The sequence below is a fragment of the Maribacter sp. 2-571 genome, from assembly GCF_050589625.1.
GTDB lineage: Bacteria > Bacteroidota > Bacteroidia > Flavobacteriales > Flavobacteriaceae > Pelagihabitans.
On record NZ_JBNGOP010000020.1, the window covers coordinates 63,997 to 85,832 of the forward strand.

The window sequence follows — 21,836 nt, forward strand, 5'->3', positions numbered from 1 at the left end:
TTGTGCATATAATCACCTCATTTATCACAAATTGACAACTGATTTCGATCCAAAAAGGAATTCCCGTGCCCTACAAAAAATAATTAAACGTTTAATCTTTAAACAAGTACGCTAGCATGCTCATTTTCAACAGCTTTATAAACTGCCTTCGAAATACCATAATAGGCGTTGCTAGCTACCAAAAAAAATAACATTTCAGATTTATCCCGCCATTGAACCCGTCCGGAATCATCCACGGAAAAGCAAAAAAAGAAGCGCGCTTTTTTAGAGTAAATATCCCAACAAAAGATAACCCAGGGCACTTAAAAAACCGCTGAGCAAAGTATAGGGCAATTGGGTAATGGCATGTGCCACATTGTTACAGCCCGTGGCACTGGCACTGAGCACAGTGGCATCTCCATAAAAACAGGCATGCGACCCAAAGGCCCCCGCACTGATCACGGCACCGATCGCAAGAAAGATGTCTACCCCCATACTTTGAGCAAGCGGTACGATTATGGGGAGGGAAATGGCGTACACTCCCCAAAAGGAACCCGTTGAAAAGGTAACCAAGGCCAGGGAAACAAATGCCACGACGGGCAAAAGTTCTTTGCTCAAAATAGGGGATACCGCATCCACAATATAGGTCGTCAATCCAAGGGAATCGTTGACTTCCTTTAAAACAAAGGACATTACTACAATGGCCAGGGCATATAGCATACTTTTGAAACCTGAAAAAATGCCCTCCATAGCATCCACCAGACTACTTACTTTCCCGATTGCGAAGTACACTACGGTAAACAACAGTGCAAAAACAATCCCTTTCAACGCATCGATCTCAAAGAAAATCGTTGCCGCTATCAGCACCAGTATGGGCAATACAAAATGGAGCATCTTTGGATTTTTATGCTTCACCTCCGGGACTTCCATGGCTATCGCTTCAGAATCGGCAGGGACCAACATACCCGTTTTGGCCCTTTCCTCTGCCTTTTTCATAGCACCCAAAGGCGGAACGATACCCGTAGCCACGAAGGGTACCATAATGGCGGCGATCCAACCGTACAAAATAAAGGGGATGGCTTTCAAGTACGCCATAGTGCCCTCGCCCGCCAGTGCCACACCCTCACTTTCTAAGAGGCCCGCCACATAGATGGCCCAGGTAGACAAGGGGATCAGCACACAGATCGGCGCTGCGGTCGAGTCCACAATGTAGGCCAACATTTCCCTGGGAACCTTAAACTTGTCGGTCACTTTTTTCATGGAAGTCCCCACCGTGAGCGCGTTCAGGTAATCGTCTATAAAAATCAACAACCCCATGGCCCAAGTGATCAAGAGCGCACTCTTACGCCCCCTAACATAGCGCAGCAAGTAATCCGAAAATGCTTTTGTACCTCCGGAAACGGTCAATAAATGCACCAAGGAACCAAAAAGGCCACACACCAAAACGATCCATGCGATGGTAGCATCTTGCAATACCGAAAGCAAGGTATCGATGAATCCGGAATAAAATTTGTTCGGGGCCAAAATAAGAAATCCGACCAGGCTTCCGCCCAAAAGGGATTCAAAGGTTCTTTTGGTAAAAAGCGCAAGAAGAACGACCACTAAAGTGGGGAGCAAGCTCCATAAACCGAAAGTTTCCATCAAAAAACGGTATTTGCGGATTCAAGGGTTTTAAGGTACGGGTATAGTTGTTTAAAAACTGCTTCTTCAACCCCATAAAAGGAGGAGTCCTTTCCGTATTTGTATTCCTTTTTGCTCCCGTTGGTAATGAATACTACACCACTCTCGGAAACCGGATCAATGTAAAGATCGCTCAACAGTCCATATGCGATTCCGGGATGGCCGATCATTTTTCGGTCGGGAAAAATAATATCTCCTTTAGGAGCATTCAAAACACAATGTATTCCCAGACCATAAGCATTGAAAAAGCCTTCCCAGGTATCCCCGTTCGCTCCGGAAAATACCCATTCCCGAGCCGTCATTTTGTCGATACTTTCCGCACTCAAAATCGTATTTCCATTGTAGGTGCCCCGGTTAAAAAACAGTTTCGCAATAGCGATCAAATCGTCCGTCGACGCGCGCAGGCTTCCTTGAGGGCCGAACAGCAGGCCGTTTCGTCCAGCGGTGTACGACCCATAGCGCCTTTCTACTGGAGCTGTCTCGGTATAATCGTCAACTTGGGCGTTCCACGCACCGTTTTCATACCGATATAATGCCGCCAGCTTGTCGGTATCTTCGAGTTGTGCTACATTAAAGTTGGCCTTAAGCCCCATAGGCTCAAAAATATTCTTTTGACAGTAACGGTCGAAATGCATGCCGCTCGCCCGTTCCACAATGGAAGCGACAAGCCCCCAACTACAGTTGGTATAGGTGAAAAAATCGCTTGGTCTTCTATCGTCGAACAGGTCTGCGGTATAATAGTCCCCGTCTTCAGTAAAAAGGGATTCGATGGGCAGCTCTTGGGCCACCATTTCCCTTGAAAAATCGAAATAGCCCTGACCGTCCCTGAGACTACTGGTATGGCTCATCAGTTGCCGCAAGGTAATGGGAATTTCCGGATGGTTCGGATTGCGCAGCTGCCATCCCAAGTAGGTGCCGATATCTTCATCCAAAGCCACCAGCCCTTGTTCGTACAATTGCATTAGGGCAATGGCCGTAATCGTTTTTGATATGGAAGCGATGCGATATTTGGTAGCGCCATCGATAGGGACCTCCTTTTTTACGTTGGCCAATCCGTAGTGCCCTTCCCAAGCGACCGAACCCTTATGGATCAGCGCGACCGACATGCCCACCAGTTCAAAATCGTCGAACACCTTCTGCATTGCGGTGGACAGGTCTGGTTGGGGCTCCGGAGCCGCTATTGGTTCTTCGACCGGTGCTTCGGTTTCTTTACAACTGCCAAAAATACCAACTGAAACCAAAAATAATAGGGCGATCATATAGCGTGTTCCTTTCATTGGACATGATGTTTTGGTTGATGGATCGAAATACAGTGTACCCCACCTCCGCCAAGGTTTACGGCAAGGGCATCGACCATGTGGACCGCTCTTTCGGGAAACACTTGCTGAAGGATACTTTTTGCAATACTGTCCAGAGCCACCGCTCTCCCCGTTTCCGTGTCATCGGCATATTTTTGGCCGATAACGAGCTTGTTCGTAATAATGAAATTCAGGTAGCTTGCGGCCGCGATTACCTGTACTTTTTTTCCTTTTGGAAAAGGGGCGGTACCCTTGTTATAATCCAAGGTTTCGATATAGTCGTATACCTCGTCCCCTGGTTCCATACTGGCATATATGGGGTCGGGCATCGGGAAACGAACAATGGTAAAAGGCTTGCCATCGACATCGGTGGCCCGCTTTAAGATATTAAAATTCTCTTCCAATCGCCGATGGTTCTCCAAGGCGATAGGGTCGCCCGACTGCAATTGAATGCTATCGACCTCGGCCAACAATAGTGTGGAATCGTTTATGAAACGGGCAAATTCATCTACATGTCCGTTCGTGGTCACCACCGTGTAGGCATCAAAACCGTCATTGGTCTTTATCGGCCCTAAAAAGGTATGTTCATCCTCCTTGAGGCCCTCTTTTAGCCAAATCGTCTTTTTTACACCGAGCATCCGTTGAAACTCGGCTTCCATTTCTGGTTTGGAAAGCGATGGATTTCTTCCCTGTTCCACCGTTTCCACGGTTACTAATACCCCCTTGCCGTTTACTTCCCTGTTTCCGCCCTCACTGATCATTTTGGAGCGAACAATGGGGAGGCCTAGCTGTTTCGCGGCCAACCTGTCGAAGGCCTCCTCTATCTGATTATCGGCATCGTCTACCGTTGCGTACCCCCACGAGTTAAAATTGAAATCGGCCACCGCAAGCGTTCCATCCCTTAGGTTTACAAAGGAGGGGCCCATATCCCGGGTCCAGAATTGTACGGAAGGGACAAATGCAAATACCACATTGGGATGTTCCCGAATGCTTGGTAAAAGATGGGAAACGGCATCCTTGTAAACGGTAGAATCGGCAACGGCCAACACCACTTTTTGATGCTCCTTTACCAAATCGACCAATTGTTGTACAACCGATGCATTGGATGCTCCTTTTTTATGGTCATAGGGGTTCCAAATAAGCCAAAGGGCCTCTTGCGCTTCAAATTCGGCCGCTTGGCGCACAACGTTCGCCGACTCTGCGGGTTCCGTGTCGTTTTCAGCCTTGGATGGTGTTGGCGACACCTCTTTGCAGCTATGATTGAAAACACAACCTACAACCACCGCTAAGAACGGAAAAAATCGATTTTTGACAGTGTTCATACCGAACGTTCTTTTAATTCGTCCAACACCTTTTCAATGGCTTTGGAGAGGATTTCCACCATCCGATCAATCGCTTTTCTATCGAAGGTCAATGGTGGTGACAATACCACTATAGGTCCTACGGGACGCACAATGGCCCCCAACTGTTTACAATGGCTGAAAATTCGGTCGGTTACATCGTATTGGTCGGGATCAAAGGAAGCCTTTGTCGCCTTATCGGACACAAACTCGATTCCCAACATGAAATGACTTCCGCGTACTTCGCCCACTATTGGGTATTTTTCCAATTCCCGCAACCGTTGTTCAAAATAAGGACCATGTTCCCGAACATGTTCACACCGCTCGGTACGTTCCATAATCGCTATATTCTTTAACCCTACCGCACAGGCCAGGGCATGGCCAGAGTAGGTAAAACCATGCGAAAAGTATGGATTGGCATCTTTGGGGGTACTGATTACATCGTAAATTTCATCGGTAATCATAGTAGCGCCCAACGGCACATAGCCCGAAGAAATTCCTTTTGCCAACACCAATATATCGGGTTGCACGCCAAACACGGCCTCCGAAGCGAACATGTGCCCCAAACGCCCAAAGGCGGTAACCACCTCATCGGCGATATACAATATTTCGTATTTCTTACAGAGTTCCCATGTACGCCGGTTGTATTCCTTTGGCGGTACGATGACCCCTCCGGCACCCATGATCGGTTCAGCGATAAAGGCTGCAATGGTATCGGCACCGAGCTCCAATATGGTATGCTCAAGGTCTTCCAAGAGGTAGTCGCAAAAATCCATGTGCTCGGCATCGGCAGGTTTTCGATATTCATAGGGAGCGGTAACATGGTGTACAAGGCCATCGATGGGGAGGTCAAAACCGATATGGGTCGACGCTATTCCCGTAAGGGCATGCGCCAAATACGTACTCCCATGGTACCCCAGATCCCTGGAGATAATTTTCTTTTTGTGTGGTTTGCCCTTAATGTTAAAGTAATAATGGGCAATTTTTACAGCAGTATCGTTCGCCATGGACCCCCCTGTTCCAAAAAACGTTTTGTTCAGGGTACTCGGGGCCAGTTCGGCCAATTTTGCCGCCAGTTGGGCGGCCGGTGGCGAAGAGGCGCCGCCAAAGGTATTGTAGTAAGCAAGTTTTGCGGCCTGTTCGGCCATCAAATCGGCCATTTCCCGATTTCCATGACCAATGTTTACACACCAAAGTCCGGCGATACCGTCCAAATATTCGTTGCCGGTCTCATCATAGATAAAATGATCGCGACCACTGGCATAAATGGTGGAGCCTTGCTCATCGAACGTTTTAAAGTTGGTGTAGGGATGAAAGAAATGGTCTTTATCCTTTTTCCAAAGGGTGGTTTTGTTGGCTATGGCAGTATCTGATCCCATAATGGTCGTTTAGGTTTGGCTTTTACGCAATTTGCACTTCACATTTCAAAAGCATTTTCCAAGGTACGAATTAAATCAAAAATATTTCAAAATACAGTTCATTTTAAAAAAAATCATAATATTCCATTTCTTTTTCGACAGAATTTGCAATTTTTATTCTTTTTTTCGAAAAAAAGCAAATCTGTTATTCGAATTTGCTATTTTCCACACCCACTAAACAATGGACAAAAAATTATGGGATCTACAGGTATCGATAAAGATCGGCTTTGGCAGCGGATAGCGGATATGGCAAAAATAGGCGCTACCCCCAAGGGCGGTGTTCGCCGATTGGCATTGACCAAGGAAGATAAAGCGAGTAGGGAGCTTTTTATCGATTGGTGCAAGGCGTTGGGCTGTACCATACGTATCGATGCGATGGGCAATATTTTTGCCAGACGGGCGGGAATTCGGAACGATTTGCCCGCGGTACTGATCGGAAGCCATTTGGACAGTCAACCTACCGGAGGAAAGTATGATGGCGCCTACGGGGTTTTGGCCGGCTTAGAAGTTTTTGAAACATTGAACGACCTCAACCTTACAACGACCTTTCCGTTGGAACTGGTTTCTTGGACGAACGAAGAAGGGGCCCGTTTTGCTCCCGCCATGCTCGCTTCAGGTGTTTTTGCAGGCGTTTTTTCCTTGGAGCATGCCTACACCAGAGTGGACAAGAACGGTATTACGCTTGGCCACGCCCTAGAAGATATCGGGTACAAGGGGCCTATTACTACAGAGGAACCGCAGTATTATGCTGCCTTGGAATTGCATATAGAACAGGGACCGATCTTGGAAAATATAGGCAAATCCGTTGGTATTGTCACCGGAGTACAAGGTATCCGCTGGTACGACCTAACGATAACGGGAGAAGAGACACATGCCGGACCCTGTCCTATGGAACTGCGTAAAGACCCCGTTCAAAAGGCACTGCAGGTATTACAGCAAATTTATACCTCCATACGGGAACATGGCCCTGAGGCAAGGGTGACCGTAGGCACTATCAATACGGTTCCCGGAGTTCGCAATACCGTTCCCAACAAAGTAACGGCGACCGTGGACATTCGTCATCCTGATGGGGAAACATTGGATAACATGCATCAGATATTGCATGCCCTGGTCAACGATAATAACGACACTGATGGGGTACACGTACAACTCGATGAAATATGGAATGCACCTCCAGTCCGCTTTAACGAGAAATGTATCGAAGCGGTACGCGACGCAACGCAAACCTTGAATATCCCTGCGTTGGAAATGGTCAGCGGTGCCGGCCATGATGCCGTATACCTGTCGCGGGTAATGCCCACGAGCATGATTTTCATCCCTTGTAAGGACGGGATAAGCCATAACGAAAACGAATCGATACGCATACAGGATGCCGCCGACGGTACCAATGTGTTGCTTCATGCCATACTACATCTTAATACTACTTTTAACTCCTAACACCATATTATGAGCACATCGGAAAACCCTACATTACAACCACGGACCCAAGCCTTTTTAAAAGGGCCACAAAAAATGTTGATCGATGGGGAATGGGCCGTTTCCGAAAATGAAGCGGTGTTTGAAAGTATCGACCCGGGCACTGGAAAGGTGTTGACCCATATTCCTTTGGCAGGAGCCAAAGATATTGATAAAACAGTGCTGGCCGCACAAAAAGCCTTTAGCGGAACGTGGAAAAGCAGTCCCCCGGCACAACGCTCTTTGCTCATGTGGAAGTTGGCCGATCTGATCGAAAGGGACATCCAAATCTTCATGGAACTGGAAACCTTGGATAACGGGAAGCCCATCGGAAAAGCCGAGTACGACGTAAAATCGACCATCGCGCATTTTCGTTACTATGCGGGATGGGCCACCAAAATTACCGGTAGCACACTTCCCTCGGCAGAAAACCAATTGGTATATACCAAGCGGGAACCTTTGGGCGTGGTCGGGCTGATCGTTCCCTGGAACTTCCCCCTGATGATGTGCGCCTGGAAATTGGCACCCGCCCTGGCCTGCGGTAATTGCTGTATTTTAAAACCTGCCGAACAAACCTCGTTGACGGCACTGTACCTTGGCAAATTGATTATTGAAGCCGGTTTCCCAAAAGGGGTGGTCAATATCGTTACGGGGCCCGGCGACCCCACCGGGGAGGCATTGGTGCGCCACCCGGGCATCCATAAAATCAGTTTTACCGGTTCTACCGCCGTGGGAAAAAACATTATGCAAAAAGCCGCACAGAGCAATCTCAAGAGTGTTTCCCTGGAACTGGGCGGCAAGTCGCCCAATGTTATTTTTGCAGATGCGCCTATGGACAAGGTCTCCAAGGCCCTCCACTGGACCAGTTTTTACAACTCCGGGCAAGAATGCACCCTGGGATCTCGCATCTACATCCAAAAGGAAGCTTTTCAACAAGTGGTCGACGGGCTGATCGAAGAAACCAAAAAATTACAAATGGACATTGGCCTAAAAGATCCCGATCTGGGGCCCCTGATCAGCCAACAGCAGCTTGATCGGGTCACCAAGGCCATAAAAACAGGGAACGAAGAGGGTGGCGACCTCGTACTCGGGGGCGAACGTTTTACGGTACCACACTTGCAAAACGGCTACTTTTTGGAACCTACCATTTTTGTTCACAACAACGACAGTCTGCAATTGGTTCAAGAAGAAATTTTTGGGCCCGTAGTGGTGGTATCGGCCTTTGACAGTTTTGAGGAGGTTTTGGCAAGGGCCAACAATTCCGACTATGGGCTGGCCGCTGCAGTTTGGACTACGGATAGCTCCAAAGCCTTGCGTTTTGCCGACCAAATGGATGCTGGCACCGTTTGGATCAACGGTTATGATCAGTTCGATCCTGCCGTACCCTTTGGTGGTTTTAAGCAAAGTGGCATCGGCAAGGAGATGGGGGAAAGTGCCTTACAATTATACACGAAGGAAAAGGCCGTTTGGTTCAATTATTAAAATAGAAACCATGAACGATCAACATACCAGCAATAGGGAACTACTATCGAACGTATGGACGCACCTGACCGAAGTTAGGGCCGTACGCGGAAAGGGCATCTACATCTATGACAAGGAGGGTACGGAATATATGGATTTCACCTCGGGCATAGGGGTTACCAATACAGGTCATTGCCATCCCAATATTGTGCGAGCGATCCGATCGCAGGCCGAACAGCTCCTGTTTGCACAAATGAACTGTGTACTTCCCGAACCGTCCTTGATACTGGCGGAAAAACTCAACCAGGTTACACCCGAAAACTTTTCCAGCTTTTTCTTTTCGAATAGCGGTGCCGAGGCTACCGAGGCCAGTATAAAATTGGCGCGCGCAGCTACCGGAAGGACCAACATTATCGTATTTCAGGGCAGTTTTCATGGACGAACGCACATGGCCATGGCCATGACCACCTCAAAAACCATTTATAGGGAGCGTTTTCAACCCTTACCTGCCGGAATTTTTGTGGCACCCTTTCCCTATAGTCATTTTTACGGGTGGCCCGAAGAAGATACGGTTGCCTTTTGCTTAAAACAACTGGACCTCGTTCTGTCCGGACAGACTGCTCCGCACGAAACAGCGGCAATAATCATTGAGCCCGTGCTGGGCGAGGGTGGTTACGTTCCCGCGCCGGCATCCTTTTTAAAAGCATTGCGCGAGGTATGTGATTTGCACGGTATTTTGTTGATCATCGACGAAGTACAAAGTGGCTTCGGAAGAACAGGTACGTTTTTCTGTTACGAACAGGCCAACGTAAGGGCCGATATTTTGGTGATGGCCAAGGGTCTCGGTAGTGGACTGCCGATTTCCGGTATCGCCGCATCAAAAGCGCTTATGGACCTCTGGAAACCGGGTACGCACGGAGGTACTTATGGAGGAGGGAGCATGGTCCCCGTAGCAGCGGCAATAGCCACTATCGATACCCTTCGAGAGGAAAACCTGGTTGAAAATGCCGCCCAACAAGGGAAGCTTCTAATGGAAGCCTTACAAGTATTGCAATCAAAATATCCGATAATTACCGACGTCCGTGGCAAAGGACTCATGATCGGTGTTGAATTCGATAACGCCCTGAACACCTCAAAAACGCTTTCAAATTGCCTGGAACAACGATTGCTACTACTCAGTTGTGGCACCTATAAAAATGTAATCCGTTGGATACCGCCCTTGACCGTTTCCGAACGCCAACTTCGACAAGCGCTGCTCATTTTTGAAAAGGCGTTGGACAAGGCCAGCAACTAAAAAAACACCCTTTTTTATCGATTACGATCTAGGCGCAAAAACGAAGTTCTAAAAAATAGCCTAGGTAAACTAACGATATACAATTGAAACAAGCTGTTTTTTGAGAAAATCGGAGAAAACGATAAATTTTTCAAATTTAATATGGTTTTTAACAAATTTTTTAGGTTATTGGGCCGTAATCCCAATTTTTTCTAAAAATGGCTTTAAGCGATTTCGATTATAAACTGGTCAACCTTTTAAAAAAAGATGGCCGATCCTCCTTTACCGAAGTTGCTTCCAAGCTCGGGGTTTCGGTATCGACCGTAAGCAATCGGTACAACAAATTAGTAGAGGAAGGGGTATTGCATATATTGGGCTGGGTAGATCCTACCAAAACGGGATTTAATGCCTACAACAGGGTAACGATCGAGGTGCGTCCCTCCAGTTTATTGGACGATGTGGTGGCGGCACTTTCCAAAATAGAGGAAGTTTCTTTTCTGGCGCTCACTTCCGGTCGCAACGATTTGGAAGTGAATTTGATCTGTAGGAACAACAGCCACCTTTTGGAGGTCATGAGAGAGAAAATATTTACCATAAAAGGTGTCGACAATACCAGTTCCACCATTTATTACAGTGTTTACAAATGGGCTTCCCACGATGTAAACGCCCTAAAACCAAAGCAACCTAAACCATAGTTTCAACAGAACGAACAAACGGCTAAATCATCTCATGTTATAGTATTAAAGAACACTTTATAAATTGAATACTAACTCTTAATTATAGTGCTATGCTAAAATTTTTACCAAAGTTTCTTTTGCATGCCCTATTGCTCCTTTTTACCGCAATAGGTTATGCACAGCAGGTATCCGGAACGGTTTCGGATAGTGACGGCCTTCCCTTGCCCGGGGTAAATGTTGTCGTTAAAGGTACCACGGTAGGTACCCAAACCGATTTTGACGGGAATTACGCCATTAATGCCGAAGAGGGCAATGCGTTGATCTTTTCCTATATCGGACAAAAAACGGTAGAGGTCGCCGTTGGTGCGTCCGCTACTATCAATATTACCATGGAACCGGATGCCCAAGCCTTGGAAGAGGTAGTGGTAGTGGGTTATGGTAGTCAAAAGAAACGTGATCTTACCGGTTCGGTATCGAGTGTCAAAGGAAGCGAAATTGCCCGTTTACCGGTCGCCAGTGTCGACAATGCGCTTCAAGGTAGAGCTGCCGGAGCCTTGATCAGTTCCCCTTCAGGGACGCCTGGTGCGGGAATGAGCATTCAAATCCGTGGAAATTCTTCCCTTACGGCAAGCAGTCAACCGTTATATGTTATCGATGGTATTCCATTGATTCCGGAAGATTTGTCGGATCTGTTCAGTGGTGGACAGAGTACGAACTCGATCGCCGACATTAATCCTGCGGATATCGAATCCATAGAGATTTTAAAAGATGCCTCCGCTACCGCAATATACGGGTCAAGAGGTGCCAATGGCGTAGTGTTGATTACCACAAAACGGGGAAAGACCGGCGACCCCAAAGTGGAGGTGAACTCTTATTATGGATTTCAGAACATCACCAATTCCATCGATATGTTAAGTTCCAAAGAACAATTGGAACTGATGAACGATGCGGCCCGGCAGGATAATAGGGACCTCGGAACGGACTATCCGGACAATTATGTTTCGGACCTTTGGGGCTTCGACCCCAACGACCCGGAACTCCGAAATACGGATTGGTACGATGCCATTTTCCGGACCGCGGCGATACAAAGCCATGATGTTTCCATCTCCGGCGGTAATGAACGTACCCAATACTATACTTCCCTTTCCTATTTTGATCAAGAGGGCGTGCAGATCGGAACCGGTTTTGAACGGGTGAGCGGTCGGATCAATTTGGACACCCAGGTAAAGGATTGGCTAAAGGTAGGGGCCAACATTTCGGTAAACAGAACGATCCAGAATCGTACCATTAACGATAACTCGCTGTACGGCGTAGTCATCAACACCATTGCCGGCGACCCTCTAATGCCGGTACGGGAAGAAGACGGCACCTATGCCGATCCCTTTAATTATTTTGGATGGTGGATGCTCGACAATCCGGTACTTATCGCCAACGAGTACGACAGGTTTACACGCACCACAAGAGGACTCGGTAGTATTTTTGCCGATGTAAAGTTCTCGAATGCGCTTTCCTTTAGAACGGCTACCTCCATTGACTACACCAGCTTAACGGACGAATCGTACACCCCTATCATATCGCGAGAATCCGCAAATGCCAACGCCAACGGATTAGGCGTTTATGGCAGTACGGAGGATTTCACTTGGATTACGGAAAACTATTTTACCTATAATCCTGATTTAGGGGAAAACAATAACCTGAATTTAGTATTGGGTACTTCATATCAAGCGTCAAGCAGAAATTTTAGTAGTATCAACGCCCAAGGTTTTCCAAACGATAGTTTTACCAAATTGGATGTTGCGGCAGAGGTTACCAGTGCCAGTACAAGCGGCACCGAATGGGGGCTTGCCTCGTATTACTTTAGAGCCAATTACGGTCTTGCGGACAAGTATTTGTTAACCCTTACCGGCAGGGCAGATGGCTCTTCCCGTTTTGGAAGTGACAAACGCTTTGGATTTTTCCCATCCGGTTCTATTGCATGGAGGGTAAGTCAAGAAAACTTTTTAAAGGAAGTGGATAACCTTTCCGATCTTAAATTCAGGGCCAGTTATGGTATTACCGGAAATCAAGACGGTATCGGAAACTTTGCTTCCCGTGGACTTTTTGGAGTTGAGGATTATCGTACAGGAGCGACACTTGTTCCATCGCAATTGGCGAATCCAAATTTGAGCTGGGAGAACACCTCACAGTTCAACGTAGGGGTCGATTTGGGCCTTTGGAACAACAGGTTGACCCTTACCGCCGACTACTTTGTGAAACAGACCGATGACCTATTGTTGAACCGAGTTATTCCGGGTATTTCCGGTTTCCCTACGGTAATCGATAATATCGGGGAGGTAGAGAACAAAGGGTTTGAATTTTCAGTGAACGGTGCGGTCTTGACCGGCGAGGTAAAATGGAATTCTTCGTTCAACATTTCTTTCATCGAAAACGAGGTTAAGAAATTGGCCGTGGACCGACAGGTTATTTCCGATTCCCATATTTTAGCGGAGGGCAATCCGATCGGCACCTTTTTCTTGATCGACCAAGACGGTGTAGACCCCGAAACGGGAAACATCATTTGGGACGACCTTAACGAGGATGGTGTAATCAATTCCGGGGACCGACAAATCGTAGGAAATGCCCAACCCGATTTTTTTGGAGGCTGGAACAACAGCTTTAGCTACAAAGGCTTTGATCTTGGATTCCTGTTCCAATTTTCCATTGGAAACGAGATATTCAACCACAGTAGGGCGTCCTATGAAAACTTGGGATGGAGCCGTATCGGTACCGGTTTTCCATTACCTGACGGAAACAACCATGCCCTTGCGAACAACCGCTGGAAAGAGCCAGGGGACATTACCGATATTCCTAGGGCCTCCCTGGAAAATGGAAACTGGAGGGAATACTCTTCCCGTTGGCTGGAGGACGGTTCCTTTGTTCGTTTAAAGACGCTGAACATCGGCTACACTTTTAGCGACAAGGTCACCGACCTTATGGGCCTTTATAAACTACGCTTATATGTACAGGCGCAAAACCTGCTGACCTTTACCGATTATACCGGATTAGACCCCGAGGTAAGCCAAAATTCCAGGGACCCCAGACAAGCGGGGAGCGACTTTGGAACCTTACCGCAATCGAGAAGCCTTACGCTCGGAATAAACATTGGACTTTAAAAAATGAACATTATGAAAAAAAGATATTTTATACCACTGTTCGCCTCCCTGTTCATTACATCTTGCGATGTTCTTGAGCCGGAACCACAAACTTCATTGGACACGGACCAGGCACTCATTGACGGGGCCTCCGCGCAAGGGGTACTTTCAGGAACCTACTCCCTGCTACAGGACGAAGACTATTATGGGCTGGAATACACCCTTAATCCAGATTTACTGGCGGACAATTCCGTTTTCGAAGGATTTTTTGACAGCCAGTTGGAAATGGATCAGAACGCCGTACCCATTACCAACGGATGGATAAGATCTTGTTGGCCCGATATCTATGTGGTCATCAGCAGCGCCAACTTACTCATTACCGGAGTCGATGCCATTGAAGACGAAAATCTGGATAAAACCGCGATACTTGCAGAAGCGCATGCCATTCGTGCCCTTGCCTATTTTGATCTGCTACGAATTTTTGGGGAGTTTTATGACGAATCCTCACAATTTGGTCTGCCGTTGTTTCTGGAACCGATTCCGAACAACGATTTCAATCAGATTCCCGACCTAACGCGGAGTACGGTAGCCCAAACATACGATCAAATTTTGGCCGATCTGGATACAGCCATTCAACTGTCGGACGGGAACGCCGATCCCGAGAGAATGAATTTTTTCGCCAGCCTAAGCCTAAGGGCAAGGGTCAACCTGTACCGTAAAAACTACGCTGCCGCCTTTGCCGATGCCGACCGTGTGATTACCGAAGGGGGCTATATTTTGGAGGAAGACCTCAATGATGTTTATGATACCACCGACCCCTCTGGGGAGTCCATCTTTGAAGTGGTTTTTGGTAATCAGGACCAAAGTTCCTACAACAGTTTTACCATTCGAAGGGATGAGTACAATGTTGATGCAACATTATTGGAATTCTTTGAGGAAGGTGACGCAAGAAGCGCGCTTTTCACTGTTGCCCGTGGCCGTGACCGTACCGCCAAATACCCCGACAATACCAATGCCAACAACGCCAAGGTATTTCGTTTGCCCGAACTCTATCTCATTCGTTCAGAGGCTGCGGTATTTGCCAATAACGACCCAGATGCGGGAACCGCTGACCTGAACATCCTAAGAACCAGGGCCGGACTGGCGGATTTGGGAACTTTTGCCGACACCGAGGCCTATTTGGACGCCTTATTGTACGAAAGAAGGGCGGAACTCAATTTTGAAGGACATCGTTTCTTTGATTTGATACGGACCGATAGATCCGCGACCGTATTGGGGCTAGAAGATTTTAGAAGGATCCTTCCCATACCAAGGGCCGAGCTACAAGTTTCCGAAAATTTGGAACAGAATCCGGGATACCCAAGAGAATAAACCATCCCGAAACCAGCAAAAAAGGCTCCATACCCAAGTATGGAGCCTTTTTCGTTTTTCTCTACCCAATACCCAAAACTTATACCATTTTAAAGGTAAATTGGTATTACTCCCCTATCAAGCCCGTGGGTTCGGATAGTTATCGGTCTGGTCCTCTACGGACTCGTCCATACAAACAAAATCTTTTTCCAGCAACAAGGTCAATTCCCTTCCATCGCCCAAAGGCATGGTATGCCTGAACCCCACCTGTGCACTATCGGCCCACCCAAGGCGTTCTTTTTCATTTAAAAACAGCGTAATCGTCGCATCTTCAAAAGTCGCCTGCAGCAGTTCTTCCCCTTCGCCCGTTGCAATGGCGTAGGTAAACGTTCGCGTCCCAAAATCGGTCGTCTCCTTAAAAAAGCCGGTTTCGCAAAATGTTTGTACCTCACTTTTTGTTAAGCGATAACGCATCGAATTTCCTTTTATCCTAATTTTCATCTTCTGCCTTTTTATTGACCAAGCCTTTGGTAAACTCGTTCAAGGTTTCTACTTTCTCTTCAAAATCCCCTTTGATCGTTTTTCGGAATTCGTTCAGGTTTTTTACCAGATCATCGATGTTTTCGGGAATCACATCCTCAAAAAACTGCCGCAATCGTTTTGCTGTAGTGGGCGATTTCCCATTGGTGGAAATGGCCACTTTTACATTACCCTTCGTTACGATCCCGCCCATATAAAAATCACAGAAAGGCGGGTTATCGGCTACATTGACCAAAATATTCCTTGCCCTGCAATCGTGATACACCTGTTCGTTTACGGGAACATTGTCCGTTGTTGCCACCACCATATGCCTGCCCTTTAAATAATCGACATGGTACATATCGTGATGCATGGTGATACCGAACTTTTCGGCAAGTGCTACCGTAGCCTCCCGAAACATGGGAGAGACCATGGTAACGGTAGCGTTCGGACTTGATTTTAATAAAAAAGTCAGCTTTTCTTCGGCTACGTTTCCACCGCCTACGATCAAAATATCCAATTGCGATACTTTTAGAAAAACGGGATACAGTTCGTTACGTTCCATATACTTCCTCTTGATTGTTTGTTTTATAATTGATGGTTACACGGGTCCCTTTTCCCGGTCGGGAGTTAATGAACAGGCGCCCGTTGATATAGCTGATCCGTTCTTTCATAAAAAACAGGCCCATTCCGCCTTCGCTATTGTTTTTGGGAACGGTATCCAAAAGGTTCGGATCAAAGCCCTTTCCATCGTCGTCCACTACGATACTCAGCATGTCGTCCTTGAAGTTGATGCTGATCAGAATGTAATTCGCCTGGGAATACTTGATGGCATTGTTCACCGCTTCTTGGGTGACCCTATAAATGTTGGTCTCGGCAAGTGAGGACAACCGTACTTGTGCTTCGGCCTTGTTTTCGTACAAAATGTTTTTCCCGGTAAGCTTGGAAAGCTCGGTACTCATTTTATGTAGGGCCGGAAAAATGCCGTGATCTGTCAATTCCGGCGGGGTAAGGTTGAAGGTGGCGGTACGTACCCCTTTGATCAAGTCGGCGGTCAACGATTTCAAATAGGCTATTTTTTCGGCGGTCTTCGCCGTATTTTCAATATCGATCGATTCGATATTGAACCGCAATGCCGTAAGCATTTGCCCGATACCGTCGTGAATGTCCTTCGCGATCCTTTTTCGTTCTTCTTCCTGACCTTCCACAATCTGACTGGCCTGCATCTTTTTTTGAAGCATACGTTCCTCAAAATGCTCCCGGGTCAATTGCTCCACTTTCAAGGCATTTCGTTTCCGTTCGGAAATATCGGAACAGAGGATCAGAATACTTTGTTGTTTGCTCGCCTGATGCATCGGAACTATGGAAATATCCAACCAGATACGAATGCCCTCCCTGGTCGTAATCTGTATTTCCTCGTTACGGATGTTGTTCTTTCGATTGCTTTTCAACACCTCTTTCAAATACTGTTGTTGGCCTTCGTCACTGGTTAAAAGCTCGGAAAGTGGGGTGTTCAGCTGTTCCTTTTCGGCCCCCAACAGTTTCAAAAACTTTTTGCTCATAAAAACGATACTCCCGTCTTTTCGGGCACTTGCGAACAGGGCGGCGTTATCGATTACAAAATTCAGTTCCTGAAGTTCCTGTAGTGATTTTTCCTTTTCGGAAAACAGTTCCTGTACCTCCCGGGCGTGGGCGTCCGAGTTCGACCTGCTTCTTACCAGATCGGAAATGGTGTTGCGAATTTGAATGGATAGGGGCCGAAAAATAAAAAGCATTTCCAACAGCAACAAAAGCAGGGAAAATGCCAATAACCAGTACTCTTTTTGCTTTAAATTCTGTAGTTGAGCCTTGCTACGTTTGTCGTATTCGTTAACGATGGTATCCATAAGCTCTAAAAAAGGACGCTCATTCTCCAAGAGTATTGAGACATCGGCATCCATTGCAGTTTTGCTGCCATTTTTACCAGCTTTTCCTGTTTTCAAAATATGCTCTCCAGACATGACCATTGCGGAATGATGGGGCTGTAACTTTTGGAACAACGATAAGATCGCCGGATCGTCTTCCATGGGAATATTCAGGCTATCGGCCCCTAACTGAAGTGCGAGATGGGAAGTTTTCCATACCTCCAATGTTTTTTGAATTTCTTTGATTACCGTATGCTCCTGAGTCTTGTCCGTTGTTCTGGTCAATAGCAACACGGCTTTTACCAATTTTTGGCTATAGGCCCGTTGGCGTCCCGCAACGTTGATCACACGGGAATCGTTCAACTGTGAGTTCAGGTGTAATTGGATCAGCACCTGTGCAATGATAATGGTGAGCGCTATTGCGGCCAATGCCCACAGATACCATTTCCGGATCCTAAGAAAGGTGGTCGTGTCCAGTGATTTATGGTGCTTGCCTTTGGTCATGGATACTGCCTGGATGGTTAATTAGGCCGACAACGCTTGTTTTATAAGGTTAGAGGCCTTGTCCGACAAGGGAAGTGACAGGGCCGCTTGCTGTCCCTTTTCCGACATTTTTCGCCACGTTTTTTGCAAAATAGCAATGGTTTTGTCCTCTGGATGTTTTTCGGCGAAAGCTTCAAAATAATGCTCCAAGAAAACCAAACAGATAACGTCTTCCAAAGTTTGGGTGTCGGCGTTTTTTTTCAGTTGTTTTTTACCGAGCAAGAAAGCGACCTGTGCAATGGTTTCTTCGTCATAACCTACCGCCGAAAGAATTTCGGCCGCTTTTTTCGCATGAAACTTTTTCAAATCCTGCCGCCATCGCAGATAGCCCTCCCGATTCATTTCGTACGAATCACGTGGAATTTCCCAACGGCAAATATGTTGGCAACGCGCGGTCAGTTGCAATGCTACGGAGGCTTCGGGTGCGAACGCATTCAGCTGTTCGGTCATGCGTTGGGCATAGAGCAATTCTTTTGGGTACGTTTTCCCCTGATACCGTTCCGTGTTCGGATCTTGCTCATTGGCCATATCAAAGCGATAAAACGCTTCTTGGAGGAGTTCTTTGGCTGTCATACGACTTGTTTCTTTTTTCAAAGATACTGAACTCGTCTTGAGCTGTTCACCAAGAAACCGTTCGGAACCTACAATGCATCCTTGTTTTCAATCCGAAAAGCCGACCCATACGTACCCATCCGCTATTTTTACCGGAAAGGTGGTTATGGCGTCGCATGCTCCCGTAATGGATTCTCCGGTTTCCAGGGAAAAAGTGTTTTTGTGCAAAGGGCACGCCACTTTTGGTATCCCGTTTTCTTCCCCGATCATTCCTCGGGACAATACCATCTCCATTTTATGCGGACATAAGTTTTGACAGGCATACCATTTGTTCTCACGGGTAAAGTTGAACACGGCGATCTGTTGATCCTTGTATTTGATACAGGCCCCGGCATTTTTGGGAAACTTTTCGATCGGCGCTGCCTTGAACCATGTTTTTACGGCTGTGTCGGCAATGGATTCTTGGGTGTTCATATGCGTTGCGCTTTTACAATTTTGTTTTCAAAGGCCGGTAGCTGTCCTAAAGGGCTCGACCTTACAATTCTTAAACGATACTAGCCGATTATGGACACTGACTACCATCGTTTTCTATTTTCTTTAGTCTATCTTCTTTTATCCAATTTCTTGTGGCCTACCCACATTATGCCCATTCTTTTGGCATTTTTTGCTCGCGAAGGGAAACGAACTCAATGGAATCGTCGGTAGCGTCGGAATTTACAAAATGAGTGTATCTGGCACGTATTTCAGGATTTTCCACGGCTTCTTTCCACTCGCACTTATAGGAATCGACCAAGGCCTGCATTTCGGCATCCAGATCGGCCGCAATGCCCAGCGAGTCGTTGATCACTACGTTTTGCAAATAGGTAATGCCCCCTTCCAATTTTTCCAACCATGCCGCCGTTCGCGTCAGCGGCTGGGCGGTTTTGATATAATACATGATAAAGCGGTCCACGTATCGGATAGCGGTCTCCTTGTCCACTTTTTCGGCAAGCAGTTCCGCGTGTTTTGGGTTCGCTCCACCGTTCCCCGCAACATAAACGTTCCACCCTCCTTCGACGGCGATAAAACCAAAGTCCTTGCAGCGTGCTTCGGCACATTCGCGAATGCAACCGGAAACCCCACCTTTAAATTTATGGGGAGAGCGGATGCCCTTATATCGATGTTCGATTTCTACGGCAAAGCTGACACTTTCGTCCATTCCATAGCGGCACCAGGTAGAACCGACACAACTTTTCACCGTCCGTAACGACTTTCCATAGGCCTGTCCGGTTTCAAAACCTTCCGCAATCAACTCCTCCCATATTAACGGAAGCTCATGCAATTGCGCCCCGAACATATCAATGCGCTGTCCACCGGTGATTTTGGTATACAAATCAAATTTTTGGGCGATGCGCCCCAAGGTCATCAGTTGTTTGGGGGTAATTTCCCCCCCAGCGACCCTTGGTACTACCGAATAGGTACCGTTACGCTGTATGTTTGCAAGAAACCGATCATTGGTGTCTTGAATAGCCGGCTGTACATTGGCCGTTTCATTATAGATACTGGCAAAAATTGCCGCTACCGCCGGCTTGCACACCTCGCAACCATGTCCTTTTCCGACCAGATCGAGCAAAGTATCATAATCTTGGATGTTTTTTAATTTAACGATGTCGAACAACTCTTGTCGCGAGTATTCAAAATGTTCGCACAACTGCACTTTTACCGTTTTTCCAAGGCTTTTCAGACTTTCGGTAACCAAATCGACGACCATAGGTTTGCAACCGCCACAACCGGTAGTGGCTTTTGTCGCTTTGGCAACGGCTTTTACGCTTTCATTTCCATCATCGAGCACCGAGCAACAGATAGCGCCTTTGGTAACGGCTTCACAGGAACATACGACCGCGGTATCTGGCAGGTCCATGGCACTACCGAACGCACTGGGGCCTCCCCCGCGACTTCCCAAGATAAGATCTTCCGGATTTTCGGGCAAGGCCATTTCATTTTGATAAAGCTGCAATAGCATATTATAATCGGCAGCGTCGCCCACCAAAATACCGCCCAATAACTTTTTACCGTCATGGGTAACGTTGATTCTTTTGTATAGGCTCTCGGTCTTGTTTTCAAAGATGATCGAATGCCCCTTATCCGCAGGCATAAAGGGTATTCCAAAGCTGGCCACATCTACCCCGATAAGTTTTAGCTTGGTAGACATATCAATTTCCGCGGCCATTCTGGCTTCCGATTTGCCCAGAATTTGATCGACCGCCACTTGCGCCATCTCGTAACCGGGAGCGACCAAGCCGTATATCATCTGGTTGTACAGCGCCACCTCGCCAATGGCCAAAATATCCGGGTCCGAGGTCTGCATCCGATCATTGACCACAATCCCACCCCGGGTGCCCATTTCCAGGCCGGCGTTTTTGCCAAGTTCGTCCCTTGGGCGTATCCCGGCCGAAACCACCAACATATCTACATCGAGTATGTCGTCCTCCCCGAATTCCATTCCCGTAATGGAACCATTTCCTAAAATTTGGTTGGTGGCCTTGCTAAGGTGGACATGAATGCCCATCGACTCTAGCTTTACCTGAAGCACTTTACTGCTCCTTGTATCCAATTGCCGGGGCATCAACTTGGGGGCAAACTCCACTACATGAGGCTCCAAGCCCATATCCATAACTGCTTTTGCAGCTTCTAAGCCCAAAAGGCCACCGCCCAATATGGCCGCTTTACCGCCCTTTACCGTTTCGGCATAGGCCAAAGTCTCCTCCAAATCTTCAATAGTCCTATAAACGAAGACACCTTTCTTTTCGACCCCACGGATCGGCGGCACAAAGGGAACGGACCCTGTGGCCATCACCAAGGTGTCATAGGTGTATCGGTCTCCCTTGGAAGTGCCCAGGGTTTTATCTTTTCTATTGATCTCGGTCACTTGTTCATTAATGTGCAAGTGAATGCCATGCTCTTCATACCAGATTTTAGGGGCCAGTGCAAGTCGTTCGGCATCCCCATCCTCAAAAAATTCGCTTAAATGCACGCGATCGTACGCTACCCTGGGTTCCTCACCGAATACGACAAGTTGATAGTCTTCTTTAGTAGCTTGGGCGACGAACTTTTCACAGAACTTATAGCCCACCATCCCATTTCCTACAACAACAATTGTTTTCATATGCTTCGCTTAAATCTACATCACAATAATACGTATTAATACGTATTTTAATAGTGATTATATCGGAATAATTACGTACTCTTGTTGTGGATATGGCAAAATTTCACCTTT

Annotated in this window: 16 protein-coding genes; 6 read left to right on the plus strand and 10 right to left on the minus strand. The window is 47.1% G+C overall.

The window, feature by feature from the left end:
- Nucleotides 1-264 precede the first annotated feature (264 nt).
- The 4 genes from ACRD7P_RS14395 to ACRD7P_RS14410 are packed head-to-tail and all read right to left on the minus strand — an operon-like array spanning nt 265 to nt 5,676.
- Nucleotides 265-1,620 carry a Na+/H+ antiporter NhaC family protein gene (locus ACRD7P_RS14395; RefSeq protein WP_430908333.1) on the minus strand — a complete coding sequence of 452 codons (1,356 nt, stop codon included), beginning with the start codon at nt 1,618-1,620 and terminating at the stop codon, nt 265-267.
- Nucleotides 1,620-2,936 carry a serine hydrolase domain-containing protein gene (locus ACRD7P_RS14400; protein WP_430908334.1) on the minus strand — a complete coding sequence of 439 codons (1,317 nt, stop codon included), beginning with the start codon at nt 2,934-2,936 and terminating at the stop codon, nt 1,620-1,622. The genes ACRD7P_RS14395 and ACRD7P_RS14400 overlap by 1 nt, the downstream gene beginning before the upstream one ends.
- Nucleotides 2,933-4,279 (minus strand): agmatine deiminase family protein, encoded by a 1,347-nt coding sequence (locus tag ACRD7P_RS14405; RefSeq protein ID WP_430908335.1) that lies wholly within the window; start codon nt 4,277-4,279, stop codon nt 2,933-2,935. Before ACRD7P_RS14405 ends, ACRD7P_RS14400 begins: the two co-directional genes overlap by 4 nt.
- The gene (locus ACRD7P_RS14410) at nt 4,276-5,676 is read right to left on the minus strand and encodes an aminotransferase (protein ID WP_430908336.1); all 1,401 of its coding nucleotides are present in this window, start codon (nt 5,674-5,676) and stop codon (nt 4,276-4,278) included. Before ACRD7P_RS14410 ends, ACRD7P_RS14405 begins: the two co-directional genes overlap by 4 nt.
- Before the next feature lie 234 nt (nt 5,677-5,910).
- On the opposite strand from ACRD7P_RS14410, the gene ACRD7P_RS14415 reads away from it, so the two are divergent.
- From ACRD7P_RS14415 to ACRD7P_RS14440, 6 genes are all read left to right on the plus strand, one after another.
- Entirely contained in the window at nt 5,911-7,152 is a 1,242-nt protein-coding gene (locus tag ACRD7P_RS14415) for a Zn-dependent hydrolase (protein WP_430908337.1), read from the plus strand.
- Nucleotides 7,153-7,161: 9 nt separating this feature from the next.
- Entirely contained in the window at nt 7,162-8,652 is a 1,491-nt protein-coding gene (locus ACRD7P_RS14420) for an aldehyde dehydrogenase family protein (protein WP_430908338.1), read from the plus strand.
- A gap of 10 nt (nt 8,653-8,662) precedes the next feature.
- Nucleotides 8,663-9,925 carry an aspartate aminotransferase family protein gene (locus tag ACRD7P_RS14425; protein WP_430908339.1) on the plus strand — a complete coding sequence of 421 codons (1,263 nt, stop codon included), beginning with the start codon at nt 8,663-8,665 and terminating at the stop codon, nt 9,923-9,925.
- A gap of 197 nt (nt 9,926-10,122) precedes the next feature.
- Nucleotides 10,123-10,599, plus strand: a complete 477-nt coding sequence (locus ACRD7P_RS14430) for an Lrp/AsnC family transcriptional regulator (protein WP_430908340.1) — start codon at nt 10,123-10,125, stop codon at nt 10,597-10,599.
- Between the two features lie 92 nt (nt 10,600-10,691).
- Nucleotides 10,692-13,733, plus strand: a complete 3,042-nt coding sequence (locus tag ACRD7P_RS14435; RefSeq protein ID WP_430908341.1) for a SusC/RagA family TonB-linked outer membrane protein — start codon at nt 10,692-10,694, stop codon at nt 13,731-13,733.
- A 12-nt stretch (nt 13,734-13,745) separates the two neighbouring features.
- Nucleotides 13,746-15,083 (plus strand): RagB/SusD family nutrient uptake outer membrane protein, encoded by a 1,338-nt coding sequence (locus ACRD7P_RS14440; RefSeq protein ID WP_430908342.1) that lies wholly within the window; start codon nt 13,746-13,748, stop codon nt 15,081-15,083.
- Nucleotides 15,084-15,200: 117 nt separating this feature from the next.
- Here ACRD7P_RS14440 and ACRD7P_RS14445 read toward each other — a convergent pair whose 3' ends face one another.
- The 6 genes from ACRD7P_RS14445 to nirB form a co-directional block, all read right to left on the minus strand.
- Nucleotides 15,201-15,563, minus strand: coding sequence for a DUF7009 family protein (locus tag ACRD7P_RS14445; RefSeq protein WP_430908343.1), 363 nt, complete (start codon nt 15,561-15,563; stop codon nt 15,201-15,203).
- The gene (locus tag ACRD7P_RS14450; RefSeq protein ID WP_430908344.1) at nt 15,553-16,146 is read right to left on the minus strand and encodes a precorrin-2 dehydrogenase/sirohydrochlorin ferrochelatase family protein; all 594 of its coding nucleotides are present in this window, start codon (nt 16,144-16,146) and stop codon (nt 15,553-15,555) included. Before ACRD7P_RS14450 ends, ACRD7P_RS14445 begins: the two co-directional genes overlap by 11 nt.
- A complete protein-coding gene (locus tag ACRD7P_RS14455; protein ID WP_430908345.1) occupies nt 16,136-17,989 on the minus strand; it encodes an ATP-binding protein in 1,854 nt (617 codons plus the stop codon). Before ACRD7P_RS14455 ends, ACRD7P_RS14450 begins: the two co-directional genes overlap by 11 nt.
- A 21-nt stretch (nt 17,990-18,010) precedes the next feature.
- Nucleotides 18,011-18,601 carry a DUF4202 domain-containing protein gene (locus ACRD7P_RS14460; protein ID WP_430908346.1) on the minus strand — a complete coding sequence of 197 codons (591 nt, stop codon included), beginning with the start codon at nt 18,599-18,601 and terminating at the stop codon, nt 18,011-18,013.
- A gap of 87 nt (nt 18,602-18,688) precedes the next feature.
- Nucleotides 18,689-19,054 carry a nitrite reductase small subunit NirD gene (gene nirD / locus ACRD7P_RS14465; protein ID WP_430908347.1) on the minus strand — a complete coding sequence of 122 codons (366 nt, stop codon included), beginning with the start codon at nt 19,052-19,054 and terminating at the stop codon, nt 18,689-18,691.
- 166 nt (nt 19,055-19,220) lie between these two features.
- Nucleotides 19,221-21,725, minus strand: coding sequence for a nitrite reductase large subunit NirB (gene nirB, locus ACRD7P_RS14470; RefSeq protein ID WP_430908348.1), 2,505 nt, complete (start codon nt 21,723-21,725; stop codon nt 19,221-19,223).
- Nucleotides 21,726-21,836: the final 111 nt, after the last annotated feature.